Consider the following 22,136-nt stretch of genomic DNA (forward strand, 5'->3'; position numbering starts at 1 on the left):
TAAAATTTCCGAAAACTACTCCCTTGGGAGTAACGAGAATCGACAAAGTAAACTATTTAGTGGGCGTAAAGAATCGTTATTGATTTGCCGCAAAAAAAAGCACACCTGCGCTGTTACTTTTCCCCGGGAAGTCACCCCATCAATAATGAGGAAAACAATGGACGTCAACCGCAGACAGTTTTTTAAAATCTGCGCGGGCGGTATGGCCGGGACGACGGTAGCTGCGCTGGGTTTTGCACCCAAAATGGCGCTGGCACAGGCGCGAAATTATAAATTAATGCGCGCTAAAGAAGTTCGTAATACCTGCACATACTGCTCCGTAGGTTGTGGGCTTTTGATGTATAGCCTTGGCGACGGGGCGAAAAACACCCGGGAATCGATTTACCACATTGAAGGCGATTCCGATCATCCCGTCAGCCGGGGCGCGTTATGCCCGAAAGGGGCCGGGCTGCTGGACTATGTTCACAGCGAAAACCGCCTGCGCTACCCGGAGTATCGCGCGCCGGGTTCTGACAAATGGCAGCGCATCTCGTGGGATGATGCTTTCAACCGTATCGCTAAGCTGATGAAAACGGACCGCGACGCCAACTTTATCGAGCAGAACGCGGCCGGCGTGACGGTGAACCGCTGGCTTTCCACCGGTATGTTGTGCGCCTCGGCAGCGAGTAATGAGACCGGCATGCTGACGCAAAAATTTGTGCGTTCGCTTGGCATGCTGGCGGTAGATAACCAGGCACGCGTCTGACACGGACCAACGGTAGCAAGTCTTGCTCCAACATTTGGTCGCGGTGCGATGACCAACCACTGGGTGGATATCAAAAACGCCAATGTGGTGATGGTGATGGGTGGTAACGCCGCTGAAGCGCATCCGGTGGGTTTCCGCTGGGCGATGGAAGCGAAAAACAACAACGATGCCACGCTGATTGTTGTTGATCCGCGCTTTACCCGTACAGCGTCAGTCGCCGATATCTATGCGCCGATCCGTTCCGGTACCGACATTACGTTCCTGTCGGGCGTTCTGCTGTACCTGATCGAAAACAACAAAATTAACGCGGAATACGTTAAACACTACACCAACGCCGCGCTGCTGGTGCGGGATGATTTTACGTTTGATGACGGGCTGTTCAGCGGCTATGACGCCGAAAAACGCCAGTACGATAAGTCTTCCTGGAGCTATCAGTTCGACGAAAACGGCATGGCGAAACGTGATGACTCGCTGACCCATCCGCGCTGTGTATGGCAGTTGCTGAAAAAACACGTTTCCCGCTATACGCCGGAGGTGGTGGAGAACATCTGCGGCACGCCGAAAGCCGATTTCCTGCGGGTGTGTGATGTACTGGCCTCAACCAGCGCGGCAGATCGCACCACCACGTTCCTGTATGCACTGGGCTGGACGCAGCATACCGTCGGCGCGCAGAACATCCGTACTATGGCGATGATCCAGCTGCTGCTTGGCAATATGGGCATGGCGGGCGGTGGCGTTAATGCGCTGCGCGGTCATTCCAACATTCAGGGCTTAACGGATCTGGGGTTGTTGTCTACCAGTCTGCCGGGCTATCTGACACTGCCGTCCGAGAAGCACACGGATCTGAAAAGCTATCTGGCGGCCAATACACCGAAAGCGATGCTTGCGGACCAGGTGAACTACTGGAGTAACTATCCCAAATTCTTCGTCAGCCTTATGAAAGCGTTCTACGGCGATGCGGCGCAGCCGGAGAATCACTGGGGTTACGACTGGTTGCCAAAATGGGATCAGGCCTGGGATGTCATCAAGTATTTCAACAAGATGGACAAGGGCGAAGTTAATGGTTATCTCTGCCAGGGCTTTAACCCGGTCGCCTCATTCCCGGACAAAAACCGCGTCGTCAGCAGCCTGAGCAAGCTGAAATACATGGTAGTTATCGATCCGCTGGTGACGGAAACCTCCAACTTCTGGCAGAACCACGGCGAAATGAATGACGTCGATACCGCGTCCATTCAGACTGAGGTGTTCCGTCTGCCGTCGACCTGCTTTGCGGAGGAAGATGGATCCATCGCCAACTCGGGCCGCTGGCTGCAGTGGCACTGGAAAGGAGGCGAAGCGCCAGGGGAAGCGCGTACCGACGGCGAAATTCTGGCCGGGATCTTCCATCGGCTGCGGGATATGTACCGCAGCGAAGGCGGAAAAGGGGCGGAGCCGCTGCTCAACATGCGCTGGGCGTACAAACAGCCGGATCACCCGGAATCGGACGAAGTGGCGAAAGAGAACAACGGCTATGCGCTGGCGGATCTCTATGATGCGAACGGCGTGCTGGTGGCGAAAAAAGGCCAGTTGCTGAGCAGTTTTGCGCTACTGCGCGATGATGGCACGACTTCATCGTCATGCTGGATCTACACCGGCAGCTGGACCGAGAAGGGCAACCAGATGGCGAACCGCGACAACGCCGATCCATCCGGTCTTGGCAATACGCTGGGCTGGGCGTGGGCGTGGCCACTGAACCGTCGCGTGCTGTATAACCGCGCGTCGGCCGATCCGCAGGGTAAACCATGGGATCCGAAACGGATGTTGATCCAGTGGGATGGCGCGAAATGGAGCGGGAACGACATTCCTGATTTCAGCACTGCCGCACCGGGCAGCGCGACCGGGCCGTTCATCATGCAGCCGGAAGGTCTGGGGCGCTTGTTTGCTCTCGACAAACTGGCGGAAGGGCCGTTCCCGGAGCACTACGAACCGATGGAAACGCCGCTCGGCACCAATCCGCTGCACCCGAAGGTGATCTCCAGCCCGGTTGTGCGCCTGTATGAAGAAGATGCGCAGCGTATGGGTCAGAAAGACCAGTTCCCGTACGTCGGCACTACCTATCGTCTGACCGAGCATTTCCATACCTGGACCAAACATGCGCGTCTGAATGCAATTGCCCAGCCGCAGCAGTTTGTCGAAATCAGCGAAACGCTGGCGACGTCAAAAGGTATCGCTAACGGCGACAGGGTTAAAGTCAGCAGCAAACGCGGTTTTATTCGTGCGGTGGCCGTAGTCACGCGCCGTCTGCAGGCGCTGAACGTTCATGGTCAGCAGGTAGAAACCATTGGGATCCCGCTGCACTGGGGCTTTGAAGGGGTCACGCAGAAAGGTTATCTCGCCAACACCCTGACGCCGAATGTGGGCGATTCCAACTCGCAAACGCCGGAGTACAAAGCGTTTCTGGTCAACATCGAGAAGGCGTAAAGGAGCGAATTTATGTCAATGGAAACACAGGACATTCTCAAGCGCTCCGCCACCAATCCGATCACGCCCGCGCCGCGTGCGCGTGATTATAAAGAGGAAGTGGCGAAGCTTATCGATGTCTCCTCCTGCGTAGGCTGTAAAGCCTGCCAGGTGGCCTGTTCGGAGTGGAACGATATCCGCGATGAAGTGGGGCACTGCGTCGGGGTGTACGACAATCCCGCTGATCTGAGCGCCAGATCCTGGACGGTGATGCGGTTTAGCGAAACCGAACAGAACGGCAAACTGGAGTGGCTGATCCGCAAAGACGGCTGTATGCACTGCGAGGATCCAGGCTGTCTGAAATCCTGCCCGTCCGCGGGGGCGATCATTCAGTACGCTAACGGAATTGTCGATTTCCAGCAGGAAAACTGCATCGGTTGCGGCTACTGCATCGCGGGCTGCCCGTTCAACATTCCGCGCCTCAATAAAGAGGACAACCGCGTCTACAAATGCACATTCTGTGTCGAACGCGTCAGCGTCGGTCAGGAGCCGGCCTGCGTGAAAACTTGCCCGACAGGCGCCATCCACTTTGGCACCAAAAAAGAGATGCTGGATGTGGCGCGGGCGCGGGTGGATAAGCTGAAAGCGCGCGGCTACCCACAGGCGGGGATCTACAACCCGGAAGGCGTTGGCGGTACGCACGTCATGTACGTCCTGCACCATGCGGACGAACCTGAGCTGTACCACAACCTGCCGAAAGCGCCGAAGATTGATACCAGCATTAATCTGTGGAAAGGCGCGCTGAAACCGCTGGCGGCAGCGGGGTTTATCGCCACCTTCGCCGGGCTGATTTATCACTACATCGGTATTGGTCCCAACAAGGAAGTGGACGACGACGAGGAAAGCCATGATGAATAAATCGAAAATGATTGTGCGGACAAAGTTTATTGACCGCGCCTGTCACTGGACGGTGGTCATCTGCTTCTTTCTGGTTTCGCTGTCGGGGATTTCGTTTTTCTTCCCGACCCTGCAATGGCTGACGGAAACCTTCGGGACGCCACAGATGGGGCGCATTCTGCATCCTTTCTTTGGCGTGGTGATCTTCTTTGCGCTGATGTTTATGTTTGTGCGTTTCGTTCATCACAATATCCCTGACAGAAAGGATATTCCGTGGCTGAAAGGGATAGTCGAAGTCCTGAAAGGCAACGAGCATAAAGTGGCCGATGTCGGTAAATACAATGCCGGGCAAAAGATGATGTTCTGGTCGATCATGAGCATGATTTTCGTGCTGCTGGTCACCGGCATTATTATCTGGCGTCCGTACTTTGCCGATTATTTCCCGATGCAGGTGGTTCGCTACAGCCTGCTGCTTCATGCAACCTCAGCCATTATTTTGATCCACGCAATTCTTATCCACGTCTATATGGCGTTCTGGGTGAAAGGCTCCATCAAAGGCATGGTCGAAGGGAAGGTGAGCCGCCGCTGGGCGAAGAAACATCACCCGCGCTGGTATCGAGACGTCGAAAAGAGGGAAGCAAAAAAAGAGAGCGCAGAAGGGATTAAATAAACCCTGCGCGGTGAAATCCCCGCATCCGTGAAGGGCGCGGGGATTTTTGTTTAACGGCTTACAGTTTTGCGTTAAGCACCGCAATCTCGCGACGCCATTGTGCCTGTAGCGCAGGTTTCTGATGTTTCGGCTTACGCGCCAGATCCTCCGCCAGGCGGGTTTCCAGCTCAATAAGCCGCTCCAGCAGGTGCTCTTCCTGCGGCGGTATCACGGCAGATTCTGGCATATCGATATCCTCGTTCACTGCGATGGTTCGCAGTTGCTCCGATATCGCGTCGGGATCGTGCCATTCACTAAGCGTGCCGTTATCAATCAGCCAGAAACGATTGCAGCTTTCGCTAATCAGCTTCCGGTCATGACTGACCAGCAGCACGCCGCCTGCGTAATCACGCAAGGTTTCCGCCAGTGCCTCTTTACCCTCCATATCGAGGTGGTTGGTTGGCTCGTCCAGCATCAGCAGGCTGTAGCGCGCCAGCGACAGGCCGACGAACAGCAGACGCGAACGCTCGCCGCCGCTCAACGTACTGACATTCTGGCCATGTTGCGCCCAGGGGAAACCGGCGCTGATCAGCGCTTTCTTGCGTACCTCTGCGGCCGGGGCGAACGGCTCCAGCGCGTCCAGCAGCGTGGCATTATCCGCTAACTGATGCAGCGTCTGGTCGTAATAACCGAGGCTGACGCGGGGATGCAGCTTCAGTTGCTCATTGTGAACCCCCTGATAATGCTGCCAGATCTGTTTCAGCAGCGTCGATTTCCCGCACCCGTTACGGCCCATTATCGCCACCCGATCTCCGCTTTTCAGGCGGGCGAGCGGGGCGGTAAACAGCGGCGGCACACCGGGTGCCGGGGAGACGCTTAGCGCTTCCATTTCCAGCAGACGGTCAGCGTGAAGGACATCGCCGTGCAGTTGCAACTGCCAGTGGCTACCGGCAGTCACCTCCGTCTGACTCGCTTTCAGCCGCTCGATCTGTTTCTCCATCTGTTTGGCCTTGCGTGACAGATCTTCGTTGTCATAGGTGCGCCCCCAGACAGCCAGCCGTTTCGCGCTGCTGGTGATGCGGTCAATCTCCTTTTGCTCGGCGTTGAAACGCAGCGCATCGCTCTCATCCTGCGCGGCTCGTGCTTCACGCGCCGCCGTACACGGCAGGGCGAAACTGTAGAGCGTATTGTCACGCAGAATTAATGTTCCATTAGTTACAACATCCAATAAGTGACTATCATGGGACACCAGTATGAAGCTTCCGTGCCAGTTTTTAAGAAAGCTTTCCAGCCATAGCAGGGTGGGAAGATCAAGGTGGTTACTGGGCTCATCCAGCAACATCAGGTCGGGCTGGTGGATTAACGCACGCGCTAACAACAGTCGCGTATGTTGACCACCGCTCAGCGTGGCTGATTGCAACTGGATATCCGCCGCACTGAACCCCATTTCTGCCAGTAACGCTTCCGCGCGCCAGCGCTGAGTTTCGCGCTCGCCTGGCGGCAGTTGCGCCAGAACGGCGTCACGCATCGTCAGCGGATAAATATCAGCAGGAAGATGTTGCTCGACGCGGGCCAGCAGACAGTGATTTGCCCGCGAAACGCTGCCCGAGGTAGGGGTGAGCGTGCCATCAAGCACTTTCAACAGCGTGCTTTTGCCGCAGCCATTGTAACCAATTAAGCCAAGGCGATCGCCTTTTTTCAGCGTGAAAGAGATGTCAGAAAACAGCGGACCGAACGCGGTGTCCACGTGGAGAAATTGTGCAGTTAGTAATGTGCTCATTGCTTACTCAAGAGTTACAGGTACAGTCGTACCTCGTCATACATCGCTGACGATAACCCGGTAAGCCCGAGGGAAGGGATTAAGACAGTGTTTCTTCGCTCAAGCCGAAGTTATCGCAGCACGAAACCGATAACGCTTGAGCTGGCACGATCACCAAATGCATGTGAAACAATAAGATGTTCACAGTACAGCATGGGGATCCTCCTTTTTTATTCAGTAAGTTGATGGGTGAATGCAGTGTAGCGGGGAAAATCTCACTTGACCAGCCCGGCAGACGGCGCTGCCGGGTGGAAAAGGGGATTAAATGGAGGTTCTGCGGTAGCTGCGGTATTCCGGTAACCAGAAGTTATCGTCAATTGCCTGGCGCAACGCTTCGGCGGAGGTTTTCACCGCCACACCCTGTTGCTGCGCCATTTTACCCACGGCGAATGCAATCGCCCGGGAAACCTCTTTGATCTCTTTCAGCGGCGGCAACACCATGCCTTCGCCGTTATTAACCAGTGGTGAGTACTCGGCCAGTGTTTCGCTGGCGGCCATCAGCATTTCATCGGTAATGCGTGATGCGCCGGAAGCGATGACGCCAAGCCCGATGCCGGGGAAAATATAGGCGTTGTTGCACTGGGCGATGGGGTAAATTTTATCTTTCCACACCACCGGTGCAAACGGGCTGCCTGTCGCTACCAGCGCATTGCCTTCCGTCCAGGCGATGATATCCTGCGGCGTCGCTTCCACGCGCGAAGTGGGGTTTGACAGCGGCATGACAATAGGGCGTGGGCAGTGCTTATGCATTTCCCGAATGATCTCCTCGGAGAACAGCCCAATCTGGCCCGAGACGCCAATCAGAATATCTGGTTTGACGTTACGTACCACATCGAGCAGCGACAGCGCGTCGTTGGTGGTATCCCAGCCGCTCAGGTTTTCGCGTTTCTGCACCAGTTTTGTATGAAACGACAATAGATTGGGCATCTGATCGGTCAGCAGACCGAAGCGGTCGACCATAAAAACGCGCTGACGAGCCTGCTCTTCGCTGAGCCCTTCGCGCTGGATTTGCGCCACAATCTGCTCGGCGATGCCACAACCCGCAGAGCCCGCGCCAAGGAAAACAATTTTTTGTTCGCTTAGCTGGCTGCCCGCCGCGCGGCTGGCGGCGATTAGCGTGCCGACGGTCACCGCCGCGGTGCCCTGAATATCGTCATTAAACGAACAGATTTCGTCGCGATAGCGGGTCAGTACCGGCATGGCGTTGTTCTGGGCGAAATCTTCAAACTGCAGCAGCACATCTGGCCAGCGCTGTTTCACCGCCTGAATAAAATCATCAACAAACTGGTAATACTCTTCGCCGGTGATACGCGGATGACGCCAGCCCATATAGAGCGGATCATTCAGCAGTTGCTGATTATTGGTGCCGACATCAAGCACCACCGGCAACGTATAGGCCGGGCTGATGCCGCCGCAGGCGGTGTAAAGTGACAGCTTGCCGATCGGAATACCCATCCCGCCAATGCCCTGGTCACCGAGGCCAAGAATGCGCTCGCCGTCGGTCACCACGATCACTTTGATATTGTGGTTGGGGACGTTCTGCAGAATGTCGTCCATGTACTGCCGGTTTTCGTAGGAGATAAACACGCCACGCGCGCGGCGGTAGATCTCAGAAAAGCGTTCACAGGCGGCACCTACCGTCGGAGTGTAAATCACCGGCATCATCTCTTCGAGATGGTTTTCAACCAGCCGGTAGAAGAGGGTTTCGTTGGTGTCCTGGATATTGCGCAGGTAAATATGTTTGTCGATTTCCGTCTTAAAACCCTGATACTGGATCCAGGCGCGCTCTGCCTGCTCTTCGATGGATTCCACCACTTCGGGCAACAGTCCGAGCAGGTTAAAGCTGCGGCGTTCTTCCATGCTGAAAGCGCTGCCTTTATTCAGCAGCGGAAATTCGAGCAGAACGGGTCCCGCGTAAGGGATATAAAGAGAACGGTTTTTTTTATGATTTAATAACATCTCGCTTCACTCCTTTGTCATCTTTCCGGTCCATGACAGGGTTTTGTAGGTACGACAGGAGCGCCAAAGTATAAATCAAATGTTAATGAAAAGGGTAATCTGTGTTTTTTTGCCGATAAAAAAACACCATCTTCAGGGGAAGATGGTGTCGTGTGTCATCCTTTCAGCGAACGATTACCCTTCGCGGCGTTTGCGACCGGTAGAGTGGGCGTGGTTGACCAGTGTTTCGTGATTATCTTCGATAAGCACTTTTTTCTGATTGGAAAGCTTATAGTTCAAGCCGAGGATATGACGTGCCTGACGGTTCGATTTCATTCTTACTCCTTAATCCTGTTCTGGTTTCAAGGACAAGCCCGGCGCAGCCGGACGAAATGTAACCCCATAGTGCATCGCAGCAATTTGATGCAGTAATGATAGTCGATCATCTCAACTGAAATAGCAAATCACGCCTCCGGCTTTAAGAACATTCACCTGCTGATTTCGCCTTTCTGTTTTTGGCGTTATCATCGGGCGAGCACGCCTTGAGCCATTACTCACCTTGTTATCATAATGAGGATGTTAACCATGAAAGTACTGGGTTATGCTGCACAAACACCGTCTGCGCCGCTGGCACCGTTTTTGTTTGACCGCCGTGCGCCGCGTCCCGACGATGTCACTATCGAAATTCTCTACTGTGGCGTTTGCCATTCCGATCTCCATCAGGCCCGCAATGACTGGGGTTTCAGCGAATATCCTATCGTGCCGGGCCATGAAATCGTCGGGCGAGTGACTGCTGTGGGTGACAGTGTCACTAAATTTAAACCCGGCGACCTGGCAGCCATTGGTTGTATGGTCGATTCCTGTCGCATTTGTGCGCCCTGTAAAGAGGGACTGGAGCAGTATTGCGAAGAGGGCAACATCCAGACTTACAACGGCCGTGACCGCCACGATCATACGCAGACCTTCGGCGGGTACTCGCAAGTCATTCTCGCCAGTCAGGATTTTGTTCTGCATCTACCGAAAAATATGGATCTGAAAGGGGCGGCGCCGCTGCTGTGCGCTGGGATCACCACCTGGTCGCCACTGCGTCACTGGAAAATCGGTGCCAACAGTAAAGTCGCAGTGATTGGTCTTGGCGGGCTTGGCCATATGGCGCTGAAGCTGGCGCATGCGCTGGGTGCGGAAGTGACGCTGTTTACACGCTCTCCAGGCAAAGAGGCGGATGCCCGTCGTCTCGGCGCCCATAACGTGGTGCTGTCGACGGACAATGCGCAGATGCAGTCCGTCCACAATCAGTTCGATTTGATCATCGACACAGTGCCTTATGAGCATGATATCAACCCCTATCTGCCGACGCTGACGCTCGACGGCACGCTGGTATTTGTTGGCTTGTTGGGTGACAGCCCGACCTTCAACACCATGCCGATGATCACTGGTCGCCGCAGTATCGCTGGCTCCTGCATTGGCGGTATCGCTGAAACGCAGGAGATGCTCGATTTCTGCGGACAACATGGCATTGTCTCGGACGTGGAAGTGATTAAGATTCAGGATATCAATGCGGCGTATGAGCGGTTGCTGAAGAGCGACGTGAAATACCGCTTTGTCATTGATATGGCGTCACTTTCAGCGGCGTAAGCCGTGATTTCACTCTCTCGCCCGCGCTCGCGGGCGAATCCACTCCAGCAATAATTCCCTTGTCAATAATGTGACAAATCATGTGCAAAGCGGGAGGTGTTAACAAAATGTAATTATTGGTTCTGCGCTGACGTTAATTTACATGCTATATACAAAAAGATAACAACCGCAGGACATTACCCTATGTATACGCCTTTCAACTGGAGTTCTACGCAACGGCATGTGGCGTTCGCCAGCTTTAGTAGCTGGATGCTTGATGCCTTTGATTTCTTCATCCTTGTGTTTGTGTTAAGCGACCTCGCGGACTGGTTTCACGCCTCTGTCTCTGAGGTTTCCATTGCGATTATGCTGACACTGGCGGTCCGACCCATCGGCGCCTTACTGTTCGGACGGCTGGCGGAAAAGTATGGTCGTCGTCCGATCCTGATGCTCAACATTCTTTTCTTCACCGTATTTGAGCTGCTTTCCGCTTGGTCACCGAGCTTTACCGCGTTTCTTGCGTTTCGTGTGCTTTACGGTGTCGCGATGGGCGGGATCTGGGGCGTCGCGTCATCACTGGCGATGGAGACGATCCCTGACCGTTCACGCGGGCTGATGTCCGGGATATTCCAGGCTGGCTACCCTTGTGGTTATCTGTTTGCGTCGATTATTTTCGGCCTGTTCTACAGCATGGTGGGCTGGCGAGGTATGTTTCTGATCGGCGCGCTGCCGATTGTGCTGCTGCCTTATATCTGGTTTAAAGTGCCGGAATCGCCGGTGTGGCTGGCTGCCCGTGAGCGCAAAGAGAGCACCGCGCTGTTGCCGGTGCTGCGCAATCAGTGGAAGTTGTGTCTTTATCTGGTACTGGTGATGGCGTGCTTTAATTTCTTCAGCCACGGCACACAGGATCTCTACCCGACGTTCCTGAAAGTTCAGCACGGTTTTGATCCGCATACGGTCAGCATTATCGCGATTGCCTATAACATCGCCGCGATGCTTGGCGGGATCCTTTTCGGCGCCATGTCGGAACGGATAGGACGCAAAAAAGCGATTATGATTGGCGCATTTCTGGCGTTGCCGGTGATCCCGCTGTGGGCGTTCTCCACCGGCTCGTTTAACATTGGTCTTGGCGCTTTTCTGATGCAGTTCGTGGTGCAGGGCGCGTGGGGCGTGGTGCCAACGTGGCTGAACGAACTGGTGCCGGCGAATGCCCGTGCAGTGCTGCCAGGTTTTGTCTATCAACTGGGTAATCTGTTGGCGTCGGTCAACGCCACGCTGCAGGCACGGATCGCGGAAACGCACGACGGTAATTATGGTCTGGCGATGGCGCTGGTTGCTGGCGTCGTCGCGGTATTGATCTGTGCTTTCGTCGCGTTTGGCCGCGAAACCCAGGGCGTGGTGATCTCAGGAGAAGGGCAAAACCGGGGCTCCGCAGGCGCGGTTCGCCACCAGCATCATCATTAAGCGTACCCGTCTGGGATTCAGGTGAGCGGGTGAAGGGTAAATTTCCCGCTCAGCATGGGACGGCAAAGGATCTTGTAGCCGTCCTGGTCGAATCCCGCGGGTAACTGCGTCAGGGTACCGGCCTGCGCCAGCGAGTCGACCGCCCCCAGCCACAACCAGTTATTGACGATGTGAAACTGGGTCATGGTTTCACCTTTTTCTTCCAGCGCCACGGCTCCAGCCCACGGCCAGCAGATCAGCTGAAGGTGCGCCAGGGCTTCACGGAGCCGCTGATGATGTGCCGCGAGCGTTTCGCGGCCACAGCAGGCGCCCGCGCACCGGCCCAGAGATGATCGAAAACACGCGCGACCACGGTTTAACGGCTCCAGCCCCATCACGCTGTAGCAAAGCTTTTGTTCATCGGCGACCGATTTCAGCGCTTCCAGTGCGGCTCTGCGATTAGCAAACAGACCAAACAGGTTTTCTTTCAGGGCAAAATTGACGTCGTGTGCATAAATGACCAGAGGACGATCATCATTTAGCTGCAGTGAACAGAGCTGTTTATTTCTTCTCAGCCGTTTGTTGAATAACGGCTGCATTTCTTTGATGAGCCTGGCTTCCAGCAATAGCGCGCCCAGTTCGCCCGCGGCAGGCTGCCAGCTGATACGCCGGGCCTGCCGCAGCATGGCGGCTTCATCAGGATTTCGCAGATGCGACAACACACGGCTGCGGATGTTGACGCTCTTGCCGATGTAAAGCGGCATCGCGTCGCTGTCGCCGTGAAACAGATACACGCCGGGCTGGCCGGGAAGTTCATCAAGCCACGGGCGCAGATGCTCGGGGTACTGGTAAATGGCTGCCGCTTCAAATTCAAGCCGCGGTGTGGGGGTTCGCCTTGCCACTCTGATTCCTTATACTGGTCATTTATCCAGTATATCCTGAAATTCAACAGCGGAAAAGCGTCGCTTTCGTGATAAAAGAAAAGATCGCGAGAAAATATAAACAGAAAAAATAAGGCTACTTTTTTTAATTAAAAAAAGCAGAATTAACGCAACTGTGAATGATATTTTAAAATAAAGTAATAGTGCGTTAAGATATGTATTCTTATTACTCCTTTTGCTATGCGATATTATTCCAATGCCTGCAATGAAAAAAACAATTCTCTCACTGACGACCATCGCAATGCTGGTCAGTTCCGCCACGTATGCGAATACTGATTCCACCCCTAAAACAGATTTTCTGCTTATTGGCGGCGGAATTATGAGCGCTTCGCTCGGCACCTGGTTGCAGGAATTGCAACCAGAATGGAAACAGATGATGGTCGAGAAACTCGATGGCGTTGCGCTGGAGTCATCGAACGGCTGGAATAACGCCGGTACTGGCCACTCCGCCAATATGGAGCTGAACTACACGCCTCAGCGCGCGGACGGATCGATTGATGTCAGCAAGGCGCTTGATATCAATGAACAATTTATGATTTCCCGTCAGTTCTGGGCAGCGCAGGTAAAACGCGGCGTTCTGCAAAATCCGCGTGCTTTTATCAACTCAACGCCGCACATGAGTTTTGTGTGGGGCGATACCAACGTCAATTATCTGGAAAAACGTTATGCCGCGCTGCAGCAGACGACCTTATTCCAGGGGATGAAATTCTCGACCGATCACGCGCAAATTAAACAATGGGCACCACTGGTGATGGAAGGTCGCGATCCAAAACAAAAAGTCGCTGCCACCTGGACACCAGCAGGTACTGACGTTAATTATGGGGAAATAACCCGTCAGCTGATTGGCAGCCTGAAAAAAAGCAGCAATTTTACATTGCAAACATCTTCTGAAGTGACCGAATTTAAACGGAATGCGGATAATTCGTGGCACGTGACGATCAAGGACGTCAATAGCGGCAAAGAACATGCAGTTGACGCGAAATATGTCTTTATTGGTGCCGGTGGCGGCGCGCTGAAATTACTGCAAAAAACCGGCGTGGCTGAAGCGGATAATTACGCGGGCTTCCCGGTGGGCGGTTCTTTCCTGATGACCGAAAATCCGGAGATCACTAAACAGCATCTGGAGAAAGTCTACGGTCAGGCTTCTGTCGGCGCACCGCCGATGTCAGTTCCACATCTTGATGCCCGCGTGATCGATGGCAAACGTGTGGTGTTGTTTGGGCCATTCGCCACGTTCTCCACCAAATTCCTCAAAAACGGCTCTTACTTTGATCTGCTGAGCACAACCACAACCAGCAACGCCATGCCAATGACGCACGTCGGTCTGGACAACTTTGATCTGGTGAAATACCTCATCAGCCAGGTCATGCTGAGCGATGATGATCGTTTTGCGGCGCTGAAGGAGTATTACCCGCAGGCGCGTCAGGAAGACTGGAAATTAATTCAGGCCGGTCAGCGTGTACAGATCATCAAAAAGGATGAAGAGAAGGGCGGCGTACTGAAGCTGGGCACCGAAGTGGTGGTCGACAAACAGAAAACCCTCTCCGCATTGCTGGGCGCATCACCGGGTGCCTCAACTGCCGCGCCAATCACGCTAAACGTGCTCAAACAAATGTTCCCGGAACAATTTATTTCGCCGCAATGGCAGAGCAAGATCCGCGACATCGTGCCGAGCTTCGGACAGAAACTGAACGGCAATGCGGTGCTGACGCAGCAGGTGTGGAATGACACCGCAGAGACGCTGCAACTGGTGAAACCGCCCGTGATCCCGACGGGCGGACCTGTCGCCGTCGCACCTGTTGCTGACTCCCGCGAAACCTCCCCGCAGCACGACATGGCGCTGTAAAAAAGAAGCGCCCCAGCAGAAATGCCGGGGCGTTATCGCCTGATGATCGTGGCCCTGAGATTTTGCGGCGCCATGGTGAATGCAAACCGCTCCTGCACCGTTTCCGGATCCTGCATCGGAATAATGTTATATCTGCTGTAGATGGCGTGCAGCGCCATTTTGATTTCTGTCAGCGCCAGGGAACGTCCAGGGCACATCCTGGCGCCGCCGCCAAACGGAAACAGCGCATTTGTTGTGGCGCCTTCGCGTTTTACCCAGCGTGAGGGATCAAAACGCTGTGCATCGGTAAAATAGGCTTCATCCAGCGTGCCAGCGTGCAACGCCAGAAACAGTGGCGTTCCTTTACTGACTTCGACGTCCCCGATGCGAGTATCCCGCATTGGCTCCAGATAAATCTGCGGCGCCACGGGTTTTAGTCGCATGGATTCCTTCATCACCGCGTTCATCCAGGGGAAGGACGGCAACGGCCAGGGCAAAGGACCGTCGTCGTTGTATTGCTCAATCTCGCGAATCAGTTCTTGCTCTGCCTCGGGGTGATGACTGAGCAGATACACCGTCCAGGCCAGGGTGTTCGCCGTAGTATCTTCCCCGGCCAGGAGCAACGTCAGTGCGTTGGCGATAATATCCTGGTCGGTCAGCATCCGGTGTTCCCTTTGCTGAAACACCATCGCCTGCAAAAAATTCTCCGGTGTGCTGACGTCGCCGACGGCAATGATCCGCCGCTGCTCTTCAATTAACCCGGCCAGTGTGGCCTTGATTCGCCCCAGACCTTCATCAAACGCTTTGTCTTCCGGGCTACGATACAGTCGCCAGAGAGGAAAGGGCGAGCGGCAGCGGCGGTGGAGCACGGGAAAGACAGATTGCAGGGCAGATGATACCGGGTTGTCGCTGCTGCCTGTCAGATTCATGTCTTTGCCGAAAGCCAGCATAGTAGTGATATCAGCAGTATATCGCCGGAATTCATCGGTCAGGGATACGCCCTGTGGCACCGAGGTTAATGTATCAAGCCGTTCGCTGAACCGGGCGGTGATACTCTGCATATGCGGGTGAAAACGCTCAAGTTGCCCAGGCTGAAGTGCGCCCTCGACAATGCGGCGGCGAAATTTCCAGTTCTCTCCCTCGGAGGAGAAAACGCCATTCATGCCTGCTTCCTCAAAAACCGCCTCAATATTGCTGATACGTCTGAAGTCGTGCGGCCGGGCTTTGAGTATCTCGCGGATGAGATCCACATCAGTAATGACGAGCGCTTTTTTCAGCCCGGCGCGCAGACGGTACAGAGAACCGTAATCGCGTTGCCATTCCATCATTTGCCGGTGAATGTTTCCCTTCTTCAGAAAGTACACGTGACCCAATAACCCTTTTTCGGGTGGTGCGGGGAGCTGGCTTAGCTTTCGCATTGTTTATCTCCAGTAGCTTCAATATTGTCGGTAAACATAACACCCGGTATCGAAGGGAGAGGAGCGCTTTAGCGATAGGATTTTCTGATGCTCAGCCATGCTGCAACAGTGCAGCATGGCCTTTGCTAAGAGGGGAACGTTATGCGCCAAATGCGCCATCGATGGTATGCATTGCGCCCGTCACGAAAGAGGCTTCCGGACCGGCAAGCCACGCCACCATTCCGGCGACTTCTTCCGGTCTGCCGTGCCGTTTTATCGCCATAAAGCTGTGCATCAGTTCTTTCATTGGGCCGTCTGCCGGGTTGGCATCGGTATCGATCGGGCCAGGCTGCACAATGTTAATCGTGATCCCGCGCGGGCCAAAATCTCGTGCTAAACCACGCGCCAGCCCCTGAAGTGCTGATTTGCTGACCGCGTACGATGCCATTCCCGGAACGGGCATCCGGTCGCCATTCACAGAACCAATCACGATAATGCGTCCACCGTCCGGCATCTGACGGGCTGCCTCGACGGAGGCGTGATAGGGGGCGTGGATATTAATGCGGAACAGACGGTCAACCGCGTCGCTGTCCTGTTCCAGCGCATCACCAAAAATAGCAATGCCGGAATTAACCACCAGTATATCCAGCGCGCCGGCGTCACGAACCAGTTTAATCACTTCGTCGCGATTAGCACTATCCGCCTGAATGGCGGTGCTGCCGGTCTCTTTCGCCAGTTGTTCCGCGGCGTCACGCGACCCGGCATAGCTGAAAACAACCGATGCGCCTTCAGCGGCAAAGCGCCGGACGATAGCCGCGCCAATACCGCGACTACCACCGATTACCAGAACAGATTTTTTATGAAAAGCAGCCATGGGAGTGTCCTTTGTGATATTGTAGTGATGATTACAATATGTCGCAGTCAAACGGACTGTCAAGGAGTTATGTAGTAATGACTACAAAAAATAACCGCACGCCGGGACGTCCCCGTAAATTTGATGCGGAGCAGGCAGTTGAAATCGCACAACATCTTTTTCATTCAAAAGGTTATGACGCGCTGAGCGTGGCCGATCTGACAAAAGCATTCGGTATTAACCCGCCGAGTTTCTATGCCGCGTTCGGCAGTAAACTTGGCTTGTATGAGCGTGTGCTGGCGCGCTATTCCTGTACCGGCGCCATTCCGTTTGAGGTGCTTTTACGCGAGGATCGTCCTGTCGCGCAGGGGCTTATCGGGGTATTAAAAGAGGCCGCACGGCGTTATGTTGCCGATCCTGTCGCGACCGGTTGCCTGGTTCTCGAGGGCACGCATTGCAACGATCAGCAGGCGCGTGAAGCCGCGTGTGAGTTGCACAACGCGGCAGAAGATCAGATTCGTGCCTTTATCGCCAGACGTTACCCGGACGACGCCGCCCGGGTAACTGATTTTATGGTGACAATGATGGCGGGCCTGTCGATCAAGGCGCGGGCAGGGCACTCACTGGATCGTCTCCAGGAAACCGTCCGCCTGGGTGGCCTGGCGCTGGAACAGTTGCTTCCGGACTGAGGCGCGAGGCTGCTTAGCCGTTTTTGGCGAAAATCCACACATGCTTCTCGGGCAGCAAAAGGTGGCAATGTTGCGGATCGCGAACCTCGTGGCCATAGGCGCGGATCACTAAATCCTCGCCTGACGGGCGGAACAGGTATTCCCATCGGTCGCCCAGATACATGCTGGTGAGTAACGGCAGTTCAAGCTGATTTTCTCCCGGGCCGTCCACAACCGCTACTCGTTCGACGCGGATCACCGCGGTGGCGTCCTGACCGCTTTGCACCCCTTCTGCCGCCTGACCCCACAATACCCAACCGTTTCCTTCAATACGTGCTTTACCATCACGCACGTCAGTGACTTTGCCGTGCAGGCGGTTATTGCTGCCCATAAATTCCGCAGTAAACAGGGTTTTTGGTGAGCCGTACATTTCCTGGGGCGTGCCTTGCTGTTCAATTTTGCCATTGTTGAGTAGCAGAATACGGTCGGAAATGGACATCGCCTCATTCTGATCATGCGTTACCATCAACGCAGATAATCCCAGCTTAATGATCAGTTCGCGAAGGAACACGCGGGCTTCTTCACGCAGTTTGGCGTCGAGGTTAGATAACGGTTCATCAAGCAGGATCACCGGGGGGTTGTAGACCAGCGCCCGACCAATGGCCACGCGCTGCTGCTGTCCACCGGAAAGCTGATGCGGGTGACGTTTTCCAAGATGGCCAAGGCCAAGCTGATCCAGCACATCCTGCACCCGCTGGTTGATCTCTTTTGTCGCGACTTTACGCAGTTTTAGCGGGTAGGCGACGTTCTCAAAAACCGTTTTGTGCGGCCACAACGCATAAGACTGAAATACCAGTCCAAGGTTACGTTCTTCCGCCGGGATTTCGCTTCGGGGCGTACCGTCATAGACTTTGTTGTTGCCGATAACAATCGACCCTTGCGTGGGTTTTTCCAGTCCCGCCACCGCGCGCAGCAGGGTGGTTTTACCGCTGCCGGAGGGGCCTAATAAAGAGACAACTTCGCCACGCTTCAGATCCATGGACACGCCTTTTAAAACCGGGTTGTCGCCATAAGTCAGATGCAGATTCTCGACCGCTAATTCAATCATGTAATTTGACTCCAAAACGAAGGGCAATGCCCAGACCGACCACGACCAGCAGGATGTTAATAAAAGAGAGTGCCGCTACGATATCAATGGCTCCGGTCGCCCACAGCGAAACCAGCATTGAGCCAATGGTTTCCGTACCGGGTGAGAGCAGATAAACACCCGTTGAGTATTCGCGTTCAAAAATCAGGAACATCAGCAACCACGAACCGATAAGACCATAGCGGGACAGCGGAATCGTGACATGACGGGTAATTTGCCCGCGCGTTGCGCCCGTGCTGCGTGCTGCCTCTTCAAGCTCTGGCCCCACCTGCAACAGTGTTGATGAGATAAGCCGCAATCCGTATGCCATCCACACTACGGTGTACGCCAGCCAGACGCTGAAAATGGTGCTGCGTAGCGAACGCAACCAGACGATCAGGTTTTCACGCATCCAGTCAGACCAGGCGAACCCCGAAAACCAGCCGGATTTCAGCGAGTTATCCAGCCACATCGGCAGGAACAGGAAGACCCACAAAAACGCCAGCCCGGCGAGCAGGCCAGGAACCGCACGCGGAACCAGCACGCTGTAATCAAGGAAACGCGTGATGTGGTCTGGCTTGCGGTGCATGGCAATGCCGACAAACAGATAGCAAGCCACCGCCAGCGCGCCACCAATCACGCCAATGGACATCGAGTTGACAATGGCGCGTAACAGGTTCGGTTGCGCCCAGATGGTGCGAAAAGCGCTAACAGACAGCTGATCCCAGAGAGAAACGCCCACGCCCCAGTTTGAGATAAAGGCGCGCAATACCACGCCAAGCAAGGGAACGCCGATGGTGACCGTCAGCCAGAACACCACCACCGCACCCGCCACCCAGCGCCATTTTCCCAGCGGTAAGGCACGTGCTTGCGATGCCTTGCCTTTCATCGTTACGAAACGGTTAGCGGTACGCATCAGTCGACGCTGTAACATCACCAGCGGGATGGTAATACAGATCAGGACCACGGCCACCGCCGCCATCAGATGATAAGAAGGGGTGCCGAGTTTGTTGGTGAGCTGGTACAGATAGGTCGCCAGTACCATGTTGCCTTCAGGATCGCCGAGCACCAGCATCAGGCCAAACACTTCCAGCCCGAGGAAGAACAGCAGCACGATGGCGTACAGGATCGACGGGCGCACCATTGGCAAACTGACCGACGTCATCACTTGCAAGGGCGAAGCGCCAGCCGTGCGCGCAGCCTCTTCAACGTCAGAACCGACGCTGCGCAGTGCCGAGGAGATATAAAGGTAGGCATGCGGAACATGCGTCAGGCCAGCGATGACCACGATGCTCGACATGTCATAGATGTTCCACGGTACGAAGCCAGTCAGTGACTGCGCCCACAGAGATAAAAACCCCACCGGGCCAGCCGCCACCACATAGCCGAACCCCAGTACCATCGGCGAAACAAAAATCGGCACCAGGATCAGCGGCTCGATCAGACGACGTCCTGGTAAATCAGTACGCACCATCAGAAAAGCCAGCACGCCGCCGAGCGGGATGGCGATAATCACCAGGCCGAACGCGAGAATAAAGCCGCTTCTCAGCGCCTTATAAAAATCAGGATCGGTGAAAATAAAATCAAATGACTCAAGGCTCCATTCTTTTGCCGGCGAAAAGAAGGGGGCAGATAAGAAGCTCTGTATCACGATAAACGACAAAGGAACGTAGATAACCAGCGCGGTTATCAACACCACAACGCCGCGTGGCAGACTTTGCCATTTTCTGTGCAATGTGTTCATGGAGTATCCCTGGTATTGAAACCCGGAAAAACGACATCAGGTCAGTGAAAAAGAGGCGCGACGGCATGCATCGCGCTCAGGTCATTGCCTTATTTGGCTGCGGCGGCACGCCACTGTTTGATGTAATCCAGACGTTTTTTCGGCTGCAGGTATTCCAGCAGGCTTTCATCCACCGGGATCGGTTTCAGCGCTTTGCCCAGGACTTTTGTCAGGCCGTCGATATCATTTTTACCTTCAATATCGTTACGAAGGGAGGGAATATCCGCCTGACTGGCGAGAATACTTTGCCCTTTTTCAGAGAGGACGTAATCCAGCCACAATTTTGCGGCATTACCGTTTTGCGCCTGCTGGCTGATGAAGGAGACGCGTGATAAAACCAGGGTGTAATCTTTCGGATAAGCGATCCCAAGCGACGGATCGTTTTTCGCGCGGGCTTCGGCGTAAGAACCCAGGATATTAAAGCCAATTAAGTTTTCACCCGAGGAAACCCTTTCCATCATGGTGCCGGTAGAGGATTGCACCGCTAAACCGCCTTTAGCGACATCAGCCAGCGTTTTGAAATACTGAGGATCGGCTTTGTAATCCTGCACGGAGAGCATAAAGCCAAGACCCGATTTTTCGATGTCGTAGGTGGTGACTTTGCTCTTAAATTTGTCTGTCTGGCTGGCGATAAGCTTTGCCAGCGCCGCGTGTGAATCAGGCACATCACCGGCCGGGATCAGACGCTTGTTGTAGATAAACACCACCGGCTCGTAGGTAGTGCCGTAAGCCTTATTATTCCAGACCGCCCATTCAGGCAACTGGCTTTGCTCGGGAGATTTGTATTCCATGGCATAGTCAGTGGCGAGTTTTAGCGCGGTATCCATTGACGAGCTCCAGACCACATCACCGCTACCCCCGCCGGACGCCTGTTCGCTAATAAAGCGGTTGTACAACTCGGTGCTGTTCATGTCGTTGTATTCAACTTTAATGCCCGGATACGTCTTTTCGAAGCCCTCGATCAGCGGTCCGGCGGCTTTGGTATCGGTAGTGGAATAGATAACCACTTTGCCTTCTTTGGCCGCGGCATCCACGACTTTTTGATACTCAGCAGGGTAACCCTGCGGTAAGGCAGACAGGGCGGAAGAGGAAATCAGTACGGCAGCGGTAATCAACGTAATGCGGAATGTGTTCGACATTATAATTAACCTTTTAGTTACATTTGAGGAACTAAAGGTCAACATAGCGTATAAGGAAGCGCAGACAACAGGAGGAGAAGGGCTGAGGTTCTGAAGTGTGACTGTCGGCGTCGTTTAGACAATTAACTCCATTAAATCCGCGAAAACGAGCAGTTGACTACACCTTGTCCGGCACTTTGCGGTACAGCCTTCTCGGGTGACCGATATTGCCATATAACATTTCGATGCTGACAAATCCGCTTTCCACACAATATTCGAGATACCGGCGCCCGGTTGTTTTACTGATCCCGACGTGCTCCACAACCTGTTCCACTGACATATTGCGCTCGGGGTTATCCGCGAAAAATCGCTTAATGCGCTCCAGCGTGTTGGACTCAATACCCTTAGTAGAAGGAGGGTGAGGGGACTCAGCGGCAGGCAGATTAAACAGGCGATCCAGCGCATGCTGATCGACAACTTTTACCTGCTGCACGGTGTGAATGAAACGCATAAACCGTTCCAGCGAGGCGTGCAGGCGCTGGAAAAAAACCGGTTTAATCAGGTAATCGAACGCACCGCTACGCATCGCATGGCTACAGGTTTGCATGTCACTGGCCGCCGTAATGAAAATGACCGAACACTCATAACTCTTCAGTAGCGGGCTATCGATGAGCTCCACGCCCTTACCATCCGGGAGATAGTTGTCGAGGAGTATCAGGCGCGGACGATGCTGGCGGATCAGGCTCTGTGCCTGTGCAATCGACGTCGCAATACCGACAATGCGTAAGTGAAAATTCTGTTCGATATATTCTCGATGCAGTTCCGCGAGATGGGGTTCATCCTCAACAATAACCACATTCAATGCACGGGTCGTCGTCATG

At 54.4% G+C, this 22,136-nt stretch carries 17 protein-coding genes; 7 read left to right on the plus strand and 10 right to left on the minus strand.

Annotation, left to right across the window (positions count from 1 at the left end):
* Nucleotides 1-157 precede the first annotated feature (157 nt).
* From fdnG to fdnI, 3 genes are read left to right on the plus strand one after another with little or no spacing between them, the layout of a single operon-like run.
* A complete protein-coding gene (gene fdnG, locus QMG90_RS11105) occupies nucleotides 158-3,205 on the plus strand; it encodes a formate dehydrogenase-N subunit alpha (protein ID WP_283279670.1) in 3,048 nt (1,015 codons plus the stop codon).
* Nucleotides 3,206-3,217: 12 nt separating this feature from the next.
* Nucleotides 3,218-4,102: a formate dehydrogenase subunit beta gene (gene fdxH / locus QMG90_RS11110; RefSeq protein ID WP_283279671.1), complete on the plus strand. Its 885-nt coding sequence runs from the start codon at nucleotides 3,218-3,220 to the stop codon at nucleotides 4,100-4,102.
* Nucleotides 4,095-4,751, plus strand: coding sequence for a formate dehydrogenase-N subunit gamma (gene fdnI, locus QMG90_RS11115; RefSeq protein WP_283283941.1), 657 nt, complete (start codon nucleotides 4,095-4,097; stop codon nucleotides 4,749-4,751). The genes fdxH and fdnI overlap by 8 nt, the downstream gene beginning before the upstream one ends.
* A 58-nt stretch (nucleotides 4,752-4,809) precedes the next feature.
* Here fdnI and QMG90_RS11120 read toward each other — a convergent pair whose 3' ends face one another.
* The 3 genes from QMG90_RS11120 to sra all read right to left on the minus strand — a co-directional run bounded on the left by QMG90_RS11120 (nucleotide 4,810) and on the right by sra (nucleotide 8,823).
* Nucleotides 4,810-6,510, minus strand: a complete 1,701-nt coding sequence (locus QMG90_RS11120) for an ABC-F family ATP-binding cassette domain-containing protein (RefSeq protein WP_283279673.1) — start codon at nucleotides 6,508-6,510, stop codon at nucleotides 4,810-4,812.
* Between the two features lie 300 nt (nucleotides 6,511-6,810).
* Complete coding sequence (locus QMG90_RS11125; protein ID WP_283279675.1) at nucleotides 6,811-8,508, minus strand: NAD-dependent malic enzyme; 1,698 nt, start codon at nucleotides 8,506-8,508, stop codon at nucleotides 6,811-6,813.
* A gap of 174 nt (nucleotides 8,509-8,682) precedes the next feature.
* Complete coding sequence (sra, locus tag QMG90_RS11130) at nucleotides 8,683-8,823, minus strand: stationary-phase-induced ribosome-associated protein (RefSeq protein WP_054180113.1); 141 nt, start codon at nucleotides 8,821-8,823, stop codon at nucleotides 8,683-8,685.
* Between the two features lie 249 nt (nucleotides 8,824-9,072).
* On the opposite strand from sra, the gene QMG90_RS11135 reads away from it, so the two are divergent.
* Nucleotides 9,073-10,122: an NAD(P)-dependent alcohol dehydrogenase gene (locus tag QMG90_RS11135; RefSeq protein ID WP_283279676.1), complete on the plus strand. Its 1,050-nt coding sequence runs from the start codon at nucleotides 9,073-9,075 to the stop codon at nucleotides 10,120-10,122.
* Nucleotides 10,123-10,305: 183 nt separating this feature from the next.
* A complete protein-coding gene (locus tag QMG90_RS11140; protein ID WP_283279677.1) occupies nucleotides 10,306-11,565 on the plus strand; it encodes an MFS transporter in 1,260 nt (419 codons plus the stop codon).
* Nucleotides 11,566-11,582: 17 nt separating this feature from the next.
* Here QMG90_RS11140 and cho read toward each other — a convergent pair whose 3' ends face one another.
* Nucleotides 11,583-12,446, minus strand: a complete 864-nt coding sequence (gene cho, locus QMG90_RS11145; protein ID WP_283279678.1) for an excinuclease Cho — start codon at nucleotides 12,444-12,446, stop codon at nucleotides 11,583-11,585.
* 235 nt (nucleotides 12,447-12,681) lie between these two features.
* On the opposite strand from cho, the gene mqo reads away from it, so the two are divergent.
* Complete coding sequence (gene mqo / locus QMG90_RS11150) at nucleotides 12,682-14,331, plus strand: malate dehydrogenase (quinone) (protein ID WP_283279679.1); 1,650 nt, start codon at nucleotides 12,682-12,684, stop codon at nucleotides 14,329-14,331.
* Nucleotides 14,332-14,363: 32 nt separating this feature from the next.
* Here mqo and QMG90_RS11155 read toward each other — a convergent pair whose 3' ends face one another.
* Nucleotides 14,364-15,728: a cytochrome P450 gene (locus QMG90_RS11155; protein WP_283279680.1), complete on the minus strand. Its 1,365-nt coding sequence runs from the start codon at nucleotides 15,726-15,728 to the stop codon at nucleotides 14,364-14,366.
* A gap of 139 nt (nucleotides 15,729-15,867) precedes the next feature.
* On the minus strand, nucleotides 15,868-16,581 hold the full coding sequence (bdcA, locus tag QMG90_RS11160; RefSeq protein WP_283279681.1) for an SDR family oxidoreductase: 714 nt from the start codon (nucleotides 16,579-16,581) through the stop codon (nucleotides 15,868-15,870).
* Between the two features lie 77 nt (nucleotides 16,582-16,658).
* Between bdcA and QMG90_RS11165 the strand changes: the two genes are divergently transcribed.
* Nucleotides 16,659-17,249 (plus strand): TetR/AcrR family transcriptional regulator, encoded by a 591-nt coding sequence (locus QMG90_RS11165; RefSeq protein WP_283279682.1) that lies wholly within the window; start codon nucleotides 16,659-16,661, stop codon nucleotides 17,247-17,249.
* A 13-nt stretch (nucleotides 17,250-17,262) separates the two neighbouring features.
* On the opposite strand, the gene QMG90_RS11170 is transcribed toward QMG90_RS11165, so the two are convergent.
* From QMG90_RS11170 to QMG90_RS11185, 4 genes are all read right to left on the minus strand, one after another.
* On the minus strand, nucleotides 17,263-18,336 hold the full coding sequence (locus tag QMG90_RS11170) for an ABC transporter ATP-binding protein (RefSeq protein ID WP_283279683.1): 1,074 nt from the start codon (nucleotides 18,334-18,336) through the stop codon (nucleotides 17,263-17,265).
* Nucleotides 18,329-20,098, minus strand: coding sequence for an ABC transporter permease (locus QMG90_RS11175; RefSeq protein ID WP_283279684.1), 1,770 nt, complete (start codon nucleotides 20,096-20,098; stop codon nucleotides 18,329-18,331). Before QMG90_RS11175 ends, QMG90_RS11170 begins: the two co-directional genes overlap by 8 nt.
* Nucleotides 20,099-20,187: 89 nt before the next feature.
* Entirely contained in the window at nucleotides 20,188-21,276 is a 1,089-nt protein-coding gene (locus tag QMG90_RS11180; RefSeq protein WP_283279685.1) for an ABC transporter substrate-binding protein, read from the minus strand.
* A 157-nt stretch (nucleotides 21,277-21,433) separates the two neighbouring features.
* Nucleotides 21,434-22,135, minus strand: coding sequence for a response regulator (locus tag QMG90_RS11185; protein ID WP_283279686.1), 702 nt, complete (start codon nucleotides 22,133-22,135; stop codon nucleotides 21,434-21,436).
* Between the last annotated feature and the right edge of the window lies 1 nt (nucleotide 22,136).

Source organism: Trabulsiella odontotermitis, from assembly GCF_030053895.1.
GTDB classification, from domain to species: Bacteria; Pseudomonadota; Gammaproteobacteria; order Enterobacterales; family Enterobacteriaceae; genus Trabulsiella; species Trabulsiella odontotermitis_C.

Excerpts from the sequence above, each read along its gene's own strand:
- fdxH (WP_283279671.1), top strand. The coding sequence starts at position 3,218 with ATGTCAATGGAAACACAGGACATTCTCAAGCGCTCCGCCACCAATCCG.
- fdnI (WP_283283941.1), top strand. The coding sequence starts at position 4,095 with ATGAATAAATCGAAAATGATTGTGCGGACAAAGTTTATTGACCGCGCC.
- QMG90_RS11120 (WP_283279673.1), bottom strand. The coding sequence starts at position 6,510 with ATGAGCACATTACTAACTGCACAATTTCTCCACGTGGACACCGCGTTC.
- QMG90_RS11125 (WP_283279675.1), bottom strand. The coding sequence starts at position 8,508 with ATGTTATTAAATCATAAAAAAAACCGTTCTCTTTATATCCCTTACGCG.
- sra (WP_054180113.1), bottom strand. The coding sequence starts at position 8,823 with ATGAAATCGAACCGTCAGGCACGTCATATCCTCGGCTTGAACTATAAG.
- QMG90_RS11135 (WP_283279676.1), top strand. The coding sequence starts at position 9,073 with ATGAAAGTACTGGGTTATGCTGCACAAACACCGTCTGCGCCGCTGGCA.
- QMG90_RS11140 (WP_283279677.1), top strand. The coding sequence starts at position 10,306 with ATGTATACGCCTTTCAACTGGAGTTCTACGCAACGGCATGTGGCGTTC.
- mqo (WP_283279679.1), top strand. The coding sequence starts at position 12,682 with ATGCCTGCAATGAAAAAAACAATTCTCTCACTGACGACCATCGCAATG.
- QMG90_RS11155 (WP_283279680.1), bottom strand. The coding sequence starts at position 15,728 with ATGCGAAAGCTAAGCCAGCTCCCCGCACCACCCGAAAAAGGGTTATTG.
- bdcA (WP_283279681.1), bottom strand. The coding sequence starts at position 16,581 with ATGGCTGCTTTTCATAAAAAATCTGTTCTGGTAATCGGTGGTAGTCGC.
- QMG90_RS11165 (WP_283279682.1), top strand. The coding sequence starts at position 16,659 with ATGACTACAAAAAATAACCGCACGCCGGGACGTCCCCGTAAATTTGAT.
- QMG90_RS11170 (WP_283279683.1), bottom strand. The coding sequence starts at position 18,336 with ATGATTGAATTAGCGGTCGAGAATCTGCATCTGACTTATGGCGACAAC.
- QMG90_RS11175 (WP_283279684.1), bottom strand. The coding sequence starts at position 20,098 with ATGAACACATTGCACAGAAAATGGCAAAGTCTGCCACGCGGCGTTGTG.
- QMG90_RS11180 (WP_283279685.1), bottom strand. The coding sequence starts at position 21,276 with ATGTCGAACACATTCCGCATTACGTTGATTACCGCTGCCGTACTGATT.
- QMG90_RS11185 (WP_283279686.1), bottom strand. The coding sequence starts at position 22,135 with ATGACGACGACCCGTGCATTGAATGTGGTTATTGTTGAGGATGAACCC.